Source organism: Thermodesulforhabdus norvegica, assembly GCF_900114975.1.
GTDB lineage: Bacteria > Desulfobacterota > Syntrophobacteria > Syntrophobacterales > Thermodesulforhabdaceae > Thermodesulforhabdus > Thermodesulforhabdus norvegica.
This window is the reverse complement of record NZ_FOUU01000001.1, coordinates 167,963-184,517: the sequence shown is the minus strand read 5'-3', so window position 1 is coordinate 184,517 and position 16,555 is coordinate 167,963. Positions and strand designations below refer to the sequence as shown.

At 50.6% G+C, this 16,555-nt stretch carries 15 protein-coding genes; 3 read left to right on the top strand and 12 right to left on the bottom strand.

Annotated features, from left to right (window positions below; genetic code table 11):
- Positions 1–71 precede the first annotated feature (71 nt).
- Complete coding sequence (locus BM091_RS00915) at positions 72–1,061, top strand: universal stress protein (protein WP_093392744.1); 990 nt, start codon at positions 72–74, stop codon at positions 1,059–1,061.
- Here BM091_RS00915 and BM091_RS00910 read toward each other — a convergent pair.
- The 10 genes from BM091_RS00910 to BM091_RS00865 are packed head-to-tail and all read right to left on the bottom strand — an operon-like array spanning position 1,019 to position 11,955.
- Entirely contained in the window at positions 1,019–1,972 is a 954-nt protein-coding gene (locus BM091_RS00910) for a dihydroorotate dehydrogenase (protein WP_093392742.1), read from the bottom strand. The two genes, BM091_RS00915 and BM091_RS00910, sit on opposite strands and share 43 nt — an antisense overlap.
- Positions 1,969–2,787, bottom strand: a complete 819-nt coding sequence (locus BM091_RS00905; RefSeq protein ID WP_093392740.1) for a dihydroorotate dehydrogenase electron transfer subunit — start codon at positions 2,785–2,787, stop codon at positions 1,969–1,971. Before BM091_RS00905 ends, BM091_RS00910 begins: the two co-directional genes overlap by 4 nt.
- A gap of 14 nt (positions 2,788–2,801) precedes the next feature.
- A complete protein-coding gene (gene pgeF, locus BM091_RS00900) occupies positions 2,802–3,686 on the bottom strand; it encodes a peptidoglycan editing factor PgeF (protein ID WP_093392739.1) in 885 nt (294 codons plus the stop codon).
- Positions 3,686–4,159, bottom strand: coding sequence for a SoxR reducing system RseC family protein (locus tag BM091_RS00895; protein WP_093392737.1), 474 nt, complete (start codon positions 4,157–4,159; stop codon positions 3,686–3,688). Before BM091_RS00895 ends, pgeF begins: the two co-directional genes overlap by 1 nt.
- Positions 4,156–5,649, bottom strand: a complete 1,494-nt coding sequence (locus BM091_RS00890) for a diadenylate cyclase (RefSeq protein WP_093392735.1) — start codon at positions 5,647–5,649, stop codon at positions 4,156–4,158. The genes BM091_RS00895 and BM091_RS00890 overlap by 4 nt, the downstream gene beginning before the upstream one ends.
- Positions 5,650–5,653: 4 nt before the next feature.
- Positions 5,654–6,088 (bottom strand): DUF2914 domain-containing protein, encoded by a 435-nt coding sequence (locus BM091_RS00885; protein ID WP_093392734.1) that lies wholly within the window; start codon positions 6,086–6,088, stop codon positions 5,654–5,656.
- Positions 6,089–6,117: 29 nt separating this feature from the next.
- On the bottom strand, positions 6,118–8,043 hold the full coding sequence (gene uvrC / locus BM091_RS00880; protein ID WP_093392732.1) for an excinuclease ABC subunit UvrC: 1,926 nt from the start codon (positions 8,041–8,043) through the stop codon (positions 6,118–6,120).
- 6 nt (positions 8,044–8,049) lie between these two features.
- Complete coding sequence (locus BM091_RS00875) at positions 8,050–8,976, bottom strand: DMT family transporter (RefSeq protein WP_093392731.1); 927 nt, start codon at positions 8,974–8,976, stop codon at positions 8,050–8,052.
- A complete protein-coding gene (locus BM091_RS00870; protein ID WP_093392729.1) occupies positions 8,973–10,445 on the bottom strand; it encodes an efflux transporter outer membrane subunit in 1,473 nt (490 codons plus the stop codon). Before BM091_RS00870 ends, BM091_RS00875 begins: the two co-directional genes overlap by 4 nt.
- A 58-nt stretch (positions 10,446–10,503) precedes the next feature.
- Positions 10,504–11,955 (bottom strand): DEAD/DEAH box helicase family protein, encoded by a 1,452-nt coding sequence (locus tag BM091_RS00865; RefSeq protein ID WP_093392728.1) that lies wholly within the window; start codon positions 11,953–11,955, stop codon positions 10,504–10,506.
- Positions 11,956–12,116: 161 nt separating this feature from the next.
- Between BM091_RS00865 and BM091_RS00860 the strand changes: the two genes are divergently transcribed.
- Both BM091_RS00860 and BM091_RS00855 read left to right on the top strand, forming a co-directional pair.
- Positions 12,117–12,476, top strand: coding sequence for a hypothetical protein (locus tag BM091_RS00860; protein ID WP_093392726.1), 360 nt, complete (start codon positions 12,117–12,119; stop codon positions 12,474–12,476).
- The gene (locus tag BM091_RS00855) at positions 12,463–13,917 is read left to right on the top strand and encodes an RtcB family protein (protein ID WP_093392724.1); all 1,455 of its coding nucleotides are present in this window, start codon (positions 12,463–12,465) and stop codon (positions 13,915–13,917) included. The genes BM091_RS00860 and BM091_RS00855 overlap by 14 nt, the downstream gene beginning before the upstream one ends.
- Positions 13,918–13,959: 42 nt before the next feature.
- On the opposite strand, the gene BM091_RS00850 is transcribed toward BM091_RS00855, so the two are convergent.
- Both BM091_RS00850 and BM091_RS00845 read right to left on the bottom strand, forming a co-directional pair.
- Positions 13,960–15,552: a 4Fe-4S binding protein gene (locus BM091_RS00850; protein ID WP_093392722.1), complete on the bottom strand. Its 1,593-nt coding sequence runs from the start codon at positions 15,550–15,552 to the stop codon at positions 13,960–13,962.
- The gene (locus BM091_RS00845; protein WP_093392720.1) at positions 15,549–16,502 is read right to left on the bottom strand and encodes a DUF362 domain-containing protein; all 954 of its coding nucleotides are present in this window, start codon (positions 16,500–16,502) and stop codon (positions 15,549–15,551) included. The genes BM091_RS00850 and BM091_RS00845 overlap by 4 nt, the downstream gene beginning before the upstream one ends.
- Positions 16,503–16,555: the final 53 nt, after the last annotated feature.

Sequence of the window (16,555 nt, the reverse complement as noted above, 5' to 3'; positions counted from 1 at the left end):
ATTAGTCTTGGATAGGCATTTTTGTTATATGTTAAACAAATTATGGTAACCTTGATAAAAAAGGAGGTCCCATGAGTAAGTGTGCAAACCTCCTTGTAGCCCTTGATGGGTCGGAGGCTTCTTTTGAGGCCGTTCGTTATGTAGCCATGCTTTTGCATCCCGATAGCTGGAATATACATCTAACCCACATATGGGATCCCGTGCCTGAAGGCTTCTGGGACTTTGAGATAAATCCCCTGGGGCGTGCAAGAACCGCGGCTTTTTCTGCGTGGCAGGCTAGAGTTAGAAAAAACATTGATGAGTTTATGGAAAGATCCAGAAGCTATCTTGTGGAAAAGGGCTTTCCACCAGAACGCGTCTGCATCAGGATACAGGTCAAGGAGCATACGGGTGGAGTGGAGCGTGATCTGGCGGCGCTGGCTCGTGACGGGTCACACTGCGCCGTGGTTGTTGGCCGTCGGGGTTTAAGCAACATTTCCGACCAGGTCATCGGTACCGTTACGCAGAGGCTCTTAGGACTACTTTCAAATGTACCTCTCTGGGTCGTAGGTCGTAGTGACAATGCGGACAGATTACTTGTAGGCGTTGATCTTTCAGAGGGGGCCATGAGAGCCGTAGAACATGTTGCTCAGGCTTTTTCTTATGGGTTCTCTCCCGGGTCTATTTGTCTCTTCCATGCAATTCGCGGCATTGCTCCTGAAAGAACCAGGGTTGCCCGGGCTTTCGCACCCGTTGAAACCCATGTTCCCACCGACAAGATGATTGATGAAATCAGAGAGCTTAAGGACAAAATCGGGGCTGTTTTCGACAGGGCTCGGGCCGTTCTTGAATCTGCCGGTATTCCTTCAAACATAGTTACCACGAAGGTCGTTTGCGGAGTATCGAGCCGATCTCTTGCCATAGTGGACTACGCACGCCACCAGAACTTCGGAACGGTGGTGGTCGGTCGGCGTGGTCTTTCCCGGTTTAAAGAGTTTTTCATGGGTCGTGTAAGCACCAAGGTTATCAGTATGGTTCACTATCGAACCGTCTGGATCGTCGGATCTCCTTCTGACAGTTGAAGCGTTCCTATGTATTCTTCTATGGTTGCGAAGTTATTTTCCGAAAGGAATCGGGCGATGCCCTCTATTATCTCCAGTGATGCCCGGGGATTGGTAAAATTTACGGAACCCACCTGTACGGCTCGGGCTCCAACCAGCAAGAACTCCAGAGCATCTTCCGGAGTTGCTATGCCCCCGACCCCGACGACCGGTATCTTAACGGCTCTGACCACTTCGAAAACGCACCTGAGGGCAATGGGTTTTATGGCAGGTCCCGAGAGCCCTCCCACTACGTTTCCCAGCCGGGGCTTCCTTGTGTAAATGTCTACGGCCATTGCCGGGATCGTGTTTATGCACGAAATGATGTCTGCTCCTGCTTCTTCAACGGCCCTGGCTATCAGGGCAATTGAAGTTACCTGAGGTGAGAGCTTGACCATGACGGGAAGAGAGGTGTTCTCCTTTACGGTCTCGATCACCTTCGCTGCGGATTCGGGATCGGCTCCGAAGTGAAGACCTCCTGCCGAGACGTTGGGACAGCTTATGTTTACTTCCAGGGCAATTATGCCCTCCTGATTGTCCAATATCTCTGCCAGTTCACGATACTCTTCCACCCTTTCTCCGAAGATGTTGACGATAACCGGAACAGAGCGTTTTTGAAGATAAGGCAGTTTTTCCTTTAGAAAAACTTCCACACCGACGTTTTCCAGGCCTATGCTGTTGATAAGTCCTGCGGTAGTTTCGACGATTCGTGGTGGTGGGTTACCGGGTCTGGGCGTCAGGGAAATTCCTTTAACTATGACGGCGCCGAGTTTTTCCAGGGGCACGAAGTCGGCGAATTCACGACCGTAACCGAAAGTGCCCGATGCAACCATGACGGGATTTTGAAGCCTGATTGGGCCGACTGTCACGGAGAGATCTACGCTTTTTTTCATAGCTCTTCCCACCTTATCTGTTCAGGATAAAATACGGGGCCTTCAAAACAGACGTGGACGAATCGGGTCTTGCCGTGTCCGTAATCTACCTGTCCCGGCAGAGCACAACCCAGACATGCTCCCATACCGCAGCCCATAACCGATTCAAGACAGAACTGGGCAGGAATCTTGTTTTCAATGACCCAATTTGCCGTGTGTTTGAGCATCGAAGGAGGGCCACAGGCGTAAAGATAAGAGGGCAAGGAGTTAGCACCTGTGACCGATTTCATACAATCCAGCACGGTTCCGCAGAACCCTGCCGATCCGTCATCGGTGGAATAATGCACTTCGTGGCACAGGGAAGAGAAGTATATCTTCGGGATGAACTCAGAGTGCGTTTTTGCTCCGTAAAAAAGTACCCGACGGCTTCTGGGCCTCCTTAATCTGATGTCTTCCATGCAGGCCACGAGGGCGGCCATGCCAATCCCGCCGGCTACGAACCAAACACTGGCGGCATCTTCAGGAGGTGGACGAAATCCGTTACCCATCGGTCCAACAATATTCACGGTTTCGCCTTTTTGTTTGGTGCTCATTATTTTCGTACCCTTGCCAACAATACGGTAAACGAGCTCTATTATGCCTTCATTGCGATCTATCCTGAAGAATGAAAAAGGCCGCCTGAGGAAGGGATCGAAGGAAGAGTCAACCCTGACCATAACAAATTGTCCCGGGCGGGCTTCCCGCGCAACGGCCGGAGCCTGAAGAATCATTCTACAGGTTGTGGGGTTAAGCCTCACGTTCTCAAGAATTATTGCGTCTTCCATGTGTTTCTTCATGCCGTTGAGCCTCCTTATTCCTTAAGGCCTATGACAGAGGCCATCCTGCCACTTCGCTTCCTGCGTCGATAAGAAAAGAACAGTTCCGGATGGCATTTTGTACACCAGCCCGTAATTTCAATGTGTTCAGGGACCAGACCGGCATCCATCAACTGTTTACGGCTTATGGCCCAGAAATCAAAGTAATTTGGGGCGACACGAAAGGACCAGAAATACTCCGGTAGTTCGCTTTTGTAGTTAACAAACTCGGCACAGCAGGGACCAAGAGAGGGACCGATTGATGCGACCAGATCTGAGGGTTCGCAATGATAGGCTTCCTGCATGATCTTTACAACGCGCCCCAAAATGTTTGCGACGCTACCTCGCCATCCGCAGTGAACGGCAGCGATGACCTTCCTGGTGGGATCGCCGATGAGGACGGCCTGGCAGTCCGCGGTCTTGATCATGAGACCAATGTCCTGAAGGTCCGTTACTATGGCGTCGGCTTCTACCGGCCTGAAGTCGTATCCGGACTTTAAACAAACAACGCTCGCTCCGTGGGTCTGGTTGCACCAGAAGATCTTCCTGACACCCAGAAAACCGGCAATCCTTGAGATGTTTTTTTCGACGTTTTCGCGGCTGTCTCCTACCGATTGAACCACATTGAGGGAGTCAAAAGGAGGAGGACTTACCCCACCATGCCGTGTAAAGAAAGCATGAACCAGTCCGGGTATGCGACTCAGAATGGCCGACTTGATTAAAACAACGGAACCGTTGCGGATGAGAGGAGTCTTTTTATAAGGATTTAAGGAGGAGAGGTAAGCGGAAGGGTTCTCGAGTTCTTTATCTTCCGGAGACCCCTTTGAGGAGGAGCTTGAAAGAGTAAATCCAAAAGGATTTCTTTCCACAGGGTATTTCATTATTTCTGATCCCGGGACGGATTTCTCTCCTTACACCGCTCTACCACCTCCACGATACGGGGCACGAATTCCGTGCTTTTCGAAGCTCTTCTATCAAACCATCGCGCAAACAGAAAAGCCAAAGCCATCATTCCGAGCGATCCTGCAAATCCCCAGAGAGATGGATTCTTTAGCTCAAAGGCCGATGCCAGCTTTATTCCTGAGAAAAGACCTATTATCAGGGAGGCTATGGGAATGATATAGACGACCATTGTGCTTTTCATAAGAGTCCCTGAAGGAACTGAAACCATTACAACGTCGCCGGGGGAAGCTCCCGCTTCGTTTATAGCTTCAACCTCCATGTCCTCGGTTTGTGTTCCCAGGGCATGACACATCCCACGGGCTACACAGCCTGCGCAGGCTTCAGTCCTTTTTACTCTTATTACGGCTCGTTCGCCGAATATTTTTTCGACGACCGCTCTTTCTCGTATCATCTTGCTTCAACTCCCTGCAGGGCGTCGTTATTACCCGAGTTCTGAGTTGCCTCGGTTTCTTTTACCGAAGGCCTGGGTATCACGGTATATTCAATTTTAACACGCTCTGGTGAGCCCGGTGCAAGCTTTAGTGATGCCGGTGCAAGAACCAGAGGAACCGTAATGGTTCCGGACTCTTTGATGTCATCCAGGCGAACGGGAGCAGTATAAACGGTGTCTATAGAGTTCAGGATGCTTTTCCCCCCAACTATTGTGACCGTTTTCGGCATCACCCTTGCCGAAAGCATGGTCAGGGAACTATCCAGATGACCTACCCAGTCTATCTGAACATCCACCTTTTTGGTTATAATCCTGTCCAGTACGACCTCTACAAAATGCGGCTCAATGCGGCTCAGGGTTATTCCCGGCGGAAGGTAAACATTCTCCTGCGTTATGGGAAGTGCATTAACGCCTTCCGTCGCTTTAGCAAGGCTGACCTGGACGGATATCTGTTGTGGCTTAAGTGATCTCATAAGTGCACTGGCACCGCTGACATGCAGGCGGACCTGAGATGGTCTGGCATCCAGGATTTCCAGATCGGCAGGGCGACCGGTAAACTCAATAGGCACATCAACGGCCATTATAACGTCGCGACTTCGGGTAAAGCCAAACCATATCGATGTAATGACGGCCAGGGAGACCACTGCGGCGATGATCGATTTCAAACGCTCTCTGGTCCTTTCTTTCCGGGTTTCGACGGGCTTTCCGGGCTTTGCCTGTTGATCCAGTTCCTGTTTCAACGTTTCTACGTCTGGCACGGCCTGTATGTTTCCTTTTTTGGCTACCGACACGCGGCCTCTTTCTTCCGATACCACTACTACCAAGGCGTCACTTCTTTCTGAGAGTCCCAGTGCAGCTCTGTGTCTCGTTCCGTAGAATGTGGGAAGATCGGAGCGCTGGGAAAGAGGCAGGAGCACCCCTACTTCTTTCACTGTGTCACCCTCAATTATGGCAGCGCCATCGTGTACGGGGTTATCCGGCCAGAATATGCTCAGAAGCATTTCCTGAGATACCTTACCGTTCCAGGGAATTCCACCGTGCACCAGTTCGGTAATGTCTTCCCTTCCGGGGAAAACCATGAGAGCACCGATCCTTTTCTTGCCCATCTGAATAGCCGCTCTGGCGATTATCTCCGAAGGTGTTTCCTGAACCCTCAGAGGGCTTCCCCACAGAAAGGTTCTCAGGTTATGCACCTGAAGAACCGTTCGTAACTCGTTACGGAATACGACGATTATTATAATTGCAGCAACCGCTATTATCGCCTGAAGGACCCAACTGGTTATGATTAAGCCAAGCCCTACGGCGACCTTCTGGGCAATCCATAAAATGGCAATGCCTATGATTACCCGGAAAGCATTTGTTTCGTGAAAGAGTATGTATATCCTGAAAAGGATGTAGCTATTTATCAGTATGTCCAGTATGTCCTGCCATCTGATAATGCCTGAAAGCATGAATTCAATCCGTGATGCTAAAACGCAATACTTCGTAAACGAAACCGTCTTCTCCCACTACCTCAACCTGCCAGGGTCCCTTGTCGGCTTCCCTGAGCTGTATGGAGCTGTAGGCAACCGGGTTAGTCTTTCTGACCCTGAGCCTGATCTGCGTACTCAATTCGTCTCTATGTCGCCATCGATGATATACGGTAAGAGCCCCTGAAACATTTTCAAATCGAGTATAACAAAAAACTTCTCGCTTCTCGACGGAAAAAACTATCGATGGCCCCACACAGGCATAGTCTTTGACTCCTTCACACATCAAAGCTTCCACGAGTTGAGGCCGCGTGTTGGGCATGGTACCATCCTGGGCAGATAGCCTAACGGCGTTTATGAGGGTAATAACTAAGGCCATGATCGCAACGGTCAACAGGTTCAGCGTTTTTCCCCAAACCATAGCCTTTCTCCTAAAATATTTGGCTGAGTTTATCGGCTCAAGGAATGAAAGAAATCATAAATCCTCCTGGCCAATGAAGTCGGTAGGCCCGGAACGGTCAGAAGGTCATCAAGCTCCGCATCACGGATTAAATTGACATCTCCGAAATGACGGAGAAGCAGGGCTTTACGTTTCGGGCCGATTCCGGGTATGGAGTCGAGGACGGAGTGGGTAAGAAAGGATCGATGCTTTTTTCGATAATTGGTCAAGGCAAATTTATGAGCTTCGTCGCGAAGAAGCTGAAGCAGTCTGAGCACTTCGGGTTCTTTTTCAAGTGATATAGGTTCGCTCAGGCCCGGTACGTAAACCTTTTCCAGCAGGAGCCTTTCGTTTCTGGAATCCCCGGTTTTTTCCTTCGCAAGGGCAATAACCGGTGGTGAAGCTTCCGGGAAGGTTTTTATCAGGTCCAGAACAGCACTCAATTGTCCTTTGCCTCCGTCCAGGACCAGCAAATCGAGAGAGCCGAATATCAGGGGTTCTTCTTCACGAAAACGTTTTAAAGTGTACGCCATCATGGCGGGATCTCCCTGCAGGCTCGTGTTGTCCAGATCATAGGCCCTGTAGAGTGACGGGTCGGGAAGACCGTCCCGAAATACCACGATCCCGCCCACCGTATGTCGTCCGAACAGTGTTGATATATCAACGCAGGCAATAAGACGCGGTAACTTCGAAAGCCCAAAAAGTTCCGTAAGCTTACTGAGAGCGCTCTGCCGGTGCTCGAGGGTTTTTAACTTTGCCAGGGCATGCTCTCTGGCGTTTTTTTGTGCAAGCTCAAGAAGCTCTTTCCGGTAGCCCTTAACAGCCCGACCGATGTTAACCTTTTTACCCCGCAGGTTGCCTAAAAAGGACTCAAGGGAATCTCTGTCGTCAAGATTCACGGGCACGATGATTTCGTCAGGAATGAAGGAAGTTCCCGTGTAGTACTGACGGATAAAAGATCCGATAATTTCTTCCGTCGTTCCCTGAGCATTACTGATGTCCAGATTTTTCTGGCCGGTAATGATTCCCTGTCTGACGAAAACCACAGTCACATGAAAACTTGCATCTTCGTTCCAGATGCCCAATACATCTAAATCGACTGTACTTCTTCCCACAACGTATTGCTTCTGCGTGATTGCTTCAACAGCCTTAAGGCGGTCTCTGTAAAGAGCCGCCCTTTCAAAGTCCAGTTGCTCCGCCGCCTCCTTCATTCTCAGCTCAAGCTCCAGCCTTACCCGGTCGGCTTTGCCGGTGAGAAACTGTATCAATTCATTTACTATGCTCCTGTAAGCCTCTCTGGCGATCAGTCCGCAGCAGGGTCCACTGCAAAGGCCCATGTCGTGGTTCAGACAGGGTCTGCTTCTGATCGGGGGCTTCCCGCTGCGGCAGATTCGAAGCGGAAAGGCTTTTCTGAGCGTCCTGATGGCTTCTTTGAGGGTGGACGCAGATGTATAGGGGCCGAAATACAAGGCTCCGTCTCTTTTTACCCTTCGCACCACCTCCAGTCTAGGGAAGTCTTCTGACGGATCAATCCGGAGTGAAGGATAATTTTTATCGTCCCGGAGTACTACATTGTAGGGCGGCCGGAACTTCTTGATAAATTGAGATTCCATAATTAACGCATCGTACTCATCGGCAGTTGCAATGAATTCTAGGAATTTAGCCTTGGCCATCATGGCCGCCGTTTTTGGGGAAACAGGCCGGTTCCAGTATGACGATACTCTTTTTCTCAGGTTCCGTGCCTTGCCCACGTAAAGCACCCTGCCTGTAGCGTCACGGAAGATATAAATTCCGGCACTTTCGGGTATTTCCGGCGGATGGTTTGAACTGCTTAAGGGAAACCAGGAAGTATCACTTAATCGAGGATTGATAACTGACTTTCCTGCCTCCTTCGTAGAGGTATTCTCGGTCTTTTGAATATTCCTTCTTTTGGACATGGTTTTCTAATCGGAGGTTTCGTCTATTACCGAAATGCCGACGGCTCTTTCGGGCCTTTCTTCACGACAACCCTGGCTCATCATAATTCCGGCAATAACCAGCAGGGCACCGAAAATCTGAGTCGAATTAAGGGTTTCTCCCAGCAAAGCCCATCCCATAACGACCGAGACGACAGGTATAAGGTTTATGAAAGCGGCGGCTCTTGCCGCAGAAGTTTTTGCAACTCCATAATTATAACAACCGTAGGCAATAACACTAACCATTATTCCCAGAAAGACAACGGCCCCTGTAGCGTAAGGGTCCCACCGTAGTTCGTGGGTATGTGCCTGCCACAGGGCAAGTGGTAGAAAAAACAGAGAACCCGCAAAGGATTGCACTGCCGCCATGAAAAAAGGGTGATAGTCACGACTCAGAAGGCGCACGATGAGTGTGTAGCCCGTTCCCATTATCATGGCCAGAAACTCCAGCGTGTTTCCCAGAATGGGATTGGGACTGTGAAGGTCAGGGTTGCCTGCTAATGTAAGAACGACCACACCGGAGATTGCCGTAATAAAACCGGCAATTGTTAAAAGGGAGATATGTTCACCCAGAAAGAAGGCGGCGGCTATTCCGACCATCAGGGGCATGGTAGAAACAATGAGAGATGCGAGGCTGGCCGATGTGTACTTCAGGGCATAGCTTTCGCAAATGAAATACAGACAGGGCTCGAAGGCGCTCATGAGCAGCATAAGCTTAAGGTGTTCCCGGGGCAGACGCCTGGGTTTTATTCTTGATAGGATCAGATAGAAAAAGGCCGAAGCCACAAGAAGCCTGCCGAAAACGACAACAAAAGGCGGGTAAGCGAGAACGGCGATTTTCATGGCGACAAAGGAGCTTCCCCAGAGTATCATGGCAAGAAGGAGTGCCAGGAAGGCAGAGCCGTTTCCGTTCACGACTTATGCCCCCCCGCCTTCTCAGAAACCGAATTGTTTTCCTTATTTTCCCCTATTAAAGACTCCACATGCTTCGGGCTCCAACCACCTCCAAGAGCTTTGTAGAGCTTTACAAGATAGGCTGACACGTTGCCCGTACTCTGTACCAGTTCATCCTCCAGAGACCTGAGCGTTCTCTGAGCGTCCAGGACGGTGACAAAATCCACAAGTCCGGCGTTATACCTGTCCTGAGCAAGCCTTTCGGCGCGTCTGGCCGCCTCGACGGCCTTTATCAACGCCTCCCTACGACGCTGTTCTTTGGCAAAATCCACGAGGGCGTTCTCAACCTCTTCAAGCGCCGCAAGAACCGTTGCTTCGTATTGAATGATTGCCTGCTCCTGTGCGGCCGTCTGGGCTTTTATGCTCTGACGGATTTCCCCGGCATCGAAGATTCTCCAGGTTACACCCGGGCCGATTTGCCAGAAACGGCTTGCCCACTGAAATAAATCCCCGGCTTTAAGAGACTCCAGGCCGATTGTTCCGATCAGCCTGAGCTTCGGATATAATTCCGCCTTCGCAACCCCTATTTTGGCCGTTTCTGCTGCAACGCGCCGTTCTGCTTGCCTTATGTCCGGACGACGCCGCAAAACTTCCGCCGGAATGCCTACGGCAACCTCAACAGGCGGGGCCGGTATTTGACCCTCTGATGAGAGGATCCTGTCGATCTCTCCGGGCTCTTTGCCCAGTAACACCGCAAGCCCGTTTCGGGTCTTTTCGATGCTGGACTGGAGCAGGGGGATGGTTGATCTGGTCTGCTCGAGATTGTAAAGCGCCTGCTGTACGGTTAACTCATCAACAAGACCCGCTTCGTAACGTGATTTGTTTAACTCATAGGTTTCTTCCTGAATCTTCATGTTGTCCCTGGCAACGCGAAGCCGATTTTCGTATGTTCTCAACTCAATATATCTAAGAGCGATTTCGGCCGTAAGGCTCACAAGGGCATCCTCAAGACCGGCCTCTTCGGCTTCCAGTTCGGCAACGGCCGCCTCTACAGCCCGCCTGGTGCCGCCAAAAATGTCGATCTCCCATGCAGAATCGATGGCGATATTAAATGAGTCGGTTTCTCCCAGAGCCGAACTCGTCCTTTGTCTTGAGTAACTGCCTGAGGCATCTGCCTTGGGATAAAAACCGGCCCGCTCAACACCCAGGAGTGCTCTGGCCTGTTTTATCCTTGCCACCGCCTCTTTGATCGTCAGGTTTCCTCTGATCGCCTCCGATTCCAGACGTGACAGAACGGGGTCATCAAATATTTGCCACCATTCTTCCAGTAACGCCTCATCCATCTCCTGAACCTGTTTTACCTTGCCCTCCGTGTCGGCCCGCCACTGTTCGGGGCTTCTTGGTCTTATGCCCGGATAGTCGGGTCCTACCGCCGAACAACCCAGGAACACCAGAACGACCCCGATTCCTACGGCAAGGCGCAAAGGCATATCCACTCTCCCCCTTTGAATTTAACATTTTTAGATGCTCCCTCTATCAATCTCTCTGCTACCTTTGCACAGAGCCTGCCACTTTAGCAAGTAGCGTCTCCGGAGGAACGCCGTAATTATAGGACCTCATTCTGAAGTAATTGAACAAAAGGGCTATGGCAGAATCTACGTAGTCGTAAATTCTTAAGCGCCCGTAACCGGATTTCTCACACTCTTGAGCCAGATGGGATATGGCTTTAGCCAGTTCGACATGAAAATATAGAGGCACCGCAAGGAAAAGAGATCTCACATTGAGGGCGGCATAGCATCTTATCAGAGTCTGCGACGTCAAAAGATAAACGTCGGCGTCGGGATCGATCTTGAGCTCCGTACTGGATGCGGGTGAAACCCCGTCATAAGAAGCTTCTCTGGTAATATCGTCGTAGGGCATGATTATCTTGGAAACTCTAATCGGCTTTTCCAGGAGCATGTTGTAGAGTGCTTCTTCCTGAAGCGGACCGCCTGTGATTAATGCGACGGGGCGAATGCCCTGAAGTACTTCGGCCAGAACATCCGATGCGATCTGACGATTTCTCGCTTCGTCTTCCATGAGTTTTTGAAGCATCGGAAGATAATCCATTCTGGATGTGTAGGGATAGGTAAATTCGGTGGTCTTTGCGACCACATGAGCTCGAATAATACCTCTTCCTTCCCGGGCATTTTCCGGATCAATCCTGTAGACGACCTCGCCCAGGTACAGTGTTATAATCTGAGTAAGCCTGTCGTTGGGATCGAGTTCATGACAGAGCCCCAGAGTGTATTTGGAGTCAAATCGCCACATGATCTGGGAAAGTACCCTGTGAGGGCATCTGTTGGCATCGTCAAAAATTACGTAACCGAAGTGTCCCTGAAGTTCCCTCCAGTGTCTCAATACCTCACTGGAGTGTGCTATCGTAATTCGACTTCCCAGTTTTTTCTGGCCCTGAATAAAACGACCGATTTCATGTTCGGGGATCTGAAGAAACATGCCGATCTTGCGTATCCAGCCATCCAGCAGTTCCAGCTTCGGGATTATCACAAGCGTGGGCTGCTTTCTTTCTGCAACCGTATAAAGGGCAATGACGGTTTTACCGCTTTTGTACCCTCCGACAATTGTTGCGAAATCCTTCTCCAGAATTGCCTCTGCCGCATCCTGCTGGTACTCCTTAAGATAACCGTGGAAATCGACAAAAATTGGACTAAAAACCTTTCGTGAATCGACAATCTTGTAGGCCTGTCTGAAGGAGTTGCAAAGAGAGATGAGCTCCGGCAGGAACCCACGTGGCAGAGCATATGTTCTTTTTAAGCGCCGTATGCAGGAGATTGTCGGAGGAATGTTTCCTATCCACATTCCGCTTTGATGCCGCTGTTCATACTCGGGATTGGGCATAACAAGCCTTTCAAAGAGCCTTCGTTCCAGGTTCGGATTTAGCCCCGAGATTGGAATCTTCAAGTTTTCCCCCACTTGAATGGTGAGAACCCTGCTTCGCATTTGATCGATCCTCCGTAACGGCACAATGCCGGAATAATTGACAGGCGAAGTTAAGGTATTTTTTAGAAGTTGTAAAGAATGTAGTATCTTGCGGGGGCTAAGAGGTCAAAGGATTTTCGGGCGATATACCGACAAAAACTGACAGAAAGGAGATAAAACCTATGCAGTGGAACGACAGAGATGTGGAGTTTATAAGAAGTCTTGCAGAATCCTATCATAAGAAGCTCTCCGTGGTTGATGAAAAGACCAGGAATCTGAGGCCCTTTGACCTGTGGAATTTTATGCGCATAAGCGGGGAAAGGATTGTGGACTCCTACAGGGAAGCCCAGAGCAAAGTGTTACGACAACTGTCGTTGGGGGACTCCGGTAGTGACCTGTTCGAAAACTTTCGGCTTCTGGCGGAGCATTTTGATGAGATGCATGTGCTTTTTTTTAAGCTACTCGAGCGTTATTATAAAGATACCGTAAAGGACGATACGGAAAGGTCACAGGGCCTGGAGGATGTCCATGGAAGTGGGTAAGGTTAAGGTTGAAAGGGTCGATCGCTGGCGCTGGAAGATTCCCCGTCAGGGTCCCATGAGGACCGACGGAATGGTTTATGCCTCCGATGAGATGATGGAGGCTATCAGGCAGGATCAGAGCTTGCAACAGGTTGCCAATGTTGCAACTCTTCCAGGTATCGTCGGCTATTCCATGGCTATGCCGGACATACACTGGGGTTACGGTTTCCCGATCGGCGGAGTGGCCGCCTTTGATCTGGAGGAAGGTGTGGTTTCACCGGGAGGTGTGGGATACGATATAAATTGCGGTGTAAGGCTGATGACAACCGGGATCAGCCGAGAGGATCTTACCGATGAAGACATCAAGGCTCTCGTTGAAAGCCTTTTCAGGAACGTTCCTTCGGGCGTCGGCTCTTCGAGGAAGGATTTTTCTCTTTCTCAGAAGGAATTGAAAAAAGTTCTGGCCGAAGGAGCCCGTTGGGCGGTCAGGAACGGTTTTGGAACGGAGAGCGACCTGGATCGTATAGAAGAGGGTGGGTGTATTTCCTGGGCTGACCCGGATCAGGTTTCTCAGAAGGCTCTTGAGCGGGGCAAAGATCAGCTTGGCACGCTTGGATCGGGAAACCATTTCATAGAAATAGGTTTTGTGGAAGAAATATTTGACGAGGAAGCCGCGAAGGCCTTTGGTCTTTTTCCGGGACAATTGACGGTGTTTGTGCACACGGGATCCCGTGGTCTCGGTCACCAGGTCTGCGATGATTTTATTTCCCTGCTTGTCAAAACCAGCCAGAAGTACGGTATCGACCTGCCTGACCGGCAACTTTGCTGTGCTCCCATCAGTTCTCCGGAAGGAAAAGCCTATTTAGGAGCCATGGGGGCTGCGGCCAATTTTGCTTTTGCCAACCGCCAGATGATTTCTCACTGGGTTAGAGAAACCTTTGAACAATTCTTCAGAGAGTCGGCAGAGCGTCTGCAGATCCGCCTGCTTTACGATATTGCTCATAACATTGCCAAGATAGAAACCCATGAATATCAGGGGAAGAAGGTAAAAGTATGCGTTCATCGAAAGGGTGCTACCCGATGTTTCGGGCCCGGTAGACCTGAAGTCCCCGAAGCCTATCGACATGTGGGCCAGCCCGTCCTTATTCCCGGTGATATGGGTCGTTATAGTTATGTGCTGGTGGGAACGGAACGGGCAATGGAAGAAACCTTTGGGAGCACCTGCCACGGCGCCGGACGGCTCTTGAGCCGAAATCAGGCAATCAAAGCCGCCAGGGGGCGTTCAATTGCCCAGGAACTTGCCGACCGTGGGATCTACGTTAAAGGTGCCAGTAAGGCGACGATTAAAGAGGAAATGCCCGAAGCGTACAAGGATGTAAGCGACGTTGTTGAAGTGGTTCACAATGCAGGGATAGCGAAAAAAGTAGCCCGCCTTAGACCTGCAGGAGTCATGAAGGGCTAAGAGGGAAGGGGAAAGAATGCAGGCTTCCTTCCTCTTCCCCCCTTAACGCAGTAGCAACGGTATCCCTGATCGACTTTCCCCGCTGGAAGTAATCCTGATCGCCGGTTTCGATTTTACCGGGCATTTGTTTTCACAGATTCCACAACCCGTGCATCTTGCAAGATCAACGCAGGGAAGCTGGAGATCCACAACGCTCCCGTCTTTCCGTTTCAGTCTTTTCGTTTCAAAGTAGATTGCCTTGGGAGACGTGGGGCAGTGTTCTTCACAGACAATGCATGGAATGTTTTGCGACCAGGGCAAACAAAGGCTTCTGTCGATGTAGGCCGATCCAATCCTTATGGGCTTTCCGATTTTTTCTTCAACCGTAAGCGGCCGAATGGCCCCGGTGGGACAGAGGGCACCGCAGGCCGTGCAGGTATGTTCACAATACCCGAAGGCCATGACGAGCACGGGAGTCCACAAGCCCGCAACACCGGCCTCACCAAGTGCAGGCTGGATGGCGTTCGTCGGACATCTTTTCATACAGATCCCACACCTGTAGCAGGTCTTCAGGAATTCCTCTTCAGGAAGAGAACCCGGGGGCCGAATGAGCCTATCCCGTGGAATCACCACGCCCCGACCCTTTACGCGTTCCATAAGAGGTAACGACAGCCCTGCTATCGCACCCGTTAGAAAAACACGCCTTGTAATACCGGTATCACCTTCGTGACCTTGCTTGCTTGCGAAAGAAAATGAAATAACCCCTTCAGGACATTTGGACATACACCTCAGGCAGAGTAAACATTCACTTTTTCGCCAGTCAACGCCCGGTTCGGGATCTGCATTACCGGGACAATATTTCATGCAGATCCCACAGTGGGTACATCTTTTTTCCCGTCTTTTTATTGTTAGCAGGGAAAACCGGACGAGCAGTGCAAATAACGCCCCCAGAGGACACAAGATGCGGCACCAGAATCGCGGATAAACCCGGTTTAAAGCGACGATGCCTATAAACAGCAGACCCGTTAGCCAGCTGACCTGATAAAATCTGAGTTTCCATCCGGAAAGTTCCATTGCCCACGCTTCCATGTGACCTGAGATTTCGTAAAAGAAATTTATGCCCAGACCGCCCATGAACTCCGAGATTTTCTGTAATCCCAGAAATAACGCCGGAAGAATGAGCAGGGCAAAAGATCGATAGATCAGAGAAATGGGATCAATAACGCCGGCCATGTTCAGACCTGCAACAGAGGATATTATCAAAGCCAACAGCACGGCATACTTGATTCGCCGGTAACGAAGGGCCCTAACCTGGCTCATTACACCCTGAGACGCTACATGATGTACCGTTCCCAGAGGACAAAAGAATCCGCAGAAGAACCGTCCTGCCACTAACGTCAGGGCCACGACGAGAAGAGACCACAAAAAACCCTTACCGGGTAGGTTCCCCCCGAGAAGAAGGGACAAAGCCGTAAGTGGATTCACCAGAAAAAAGAAGCGAATTGGCCCCGCCGATGGCGCTGAAAGGCTCTCGGTTCCTTCCTCGATCACGTCATAACCGACCCGCTCTGCGTTAATGAGCAGAAACCACAGGAAAAGAACGAAAAAGATCCCCTGACTTACCCTTCTCAGCCAGATCCAGTGCGCAGGCTTCATAAAGTCACCGTCTTAATCATATCATCGGGAATCTGCATCGTGCCGAGCCCCTCTTCCGCCGCCAGCCTGATGTAATGAATTTCACCGGGGATTCGGCCGAACAATACAGCTGCTCTGGCGTCGGCAGCTACCTGATCGTTGCTCAAGATCACCCTGTTTAACCGGGTTACGGCTTTGAGGTCCCCTCCTGACGGCCCGTTACGGGTTAGTATCCTTGTGGCGTCAACAAGGGTCACGGCCGGTCTAAAAAAGCCGGCCAGGTCGACTATGCTCTGATGGATGTCCTGATGAAGAACCCATCTGCTACCCCCTACCGCTCCAATCCAGTTTTTCATAGCCCCGGTAATCCCCGTGAGGGAGTGGTGCTTCAGTACGGGAACATTGATTATTACGTCGGCTTCGAGAAAGGGGGTGAGGACCGGCCAGGCCTTTATCCGGACTCCGGATATTTCGGCTTCCCGGATAATACCGGGACGAGGATATATCAGCTCTGCTCCGGTGTATTTGGCCACGGCGGATACGCCGGTCAAAGAAAAGCATCGGTTTGCGTCGTGGATTGTGTTGTCGGCAATTACGACCTTTTTTGCTCCGGCGTCGATGCAGAGTTCGACAAGAGAGCGCAAAACCTCCGGATTGGTTGTTGCGGCATACTCAGGACGGCGTGCCCACGATATGTTCGGCTTTATTGCCACGGTGCTTCCGGGTGGAATAAATCTGTTGATGCCCCCTGCGGCTTCGAAAACCTTTTTTACAAGAAGATGATGAGATGAGGCATCATCCCGGGTGCTGATTCCTTCGATGAGAAAAGGTTGATGTGCTGCACCGATACGGCTTGCCTGGGCATTAAGGCGGTAAAATCCCGTGGTTTTCGCTATAAAAAGCGCAAAGCCCGTAACTGCTGATTTTAATACCATTCTTCTTGAACATCCGTTATTTTTCAACTTTTCCATGGTTTTCCCCTTCTTTCCACCAGTTCCTCAGGGTTCTTTCGCGAAAGTCCCTC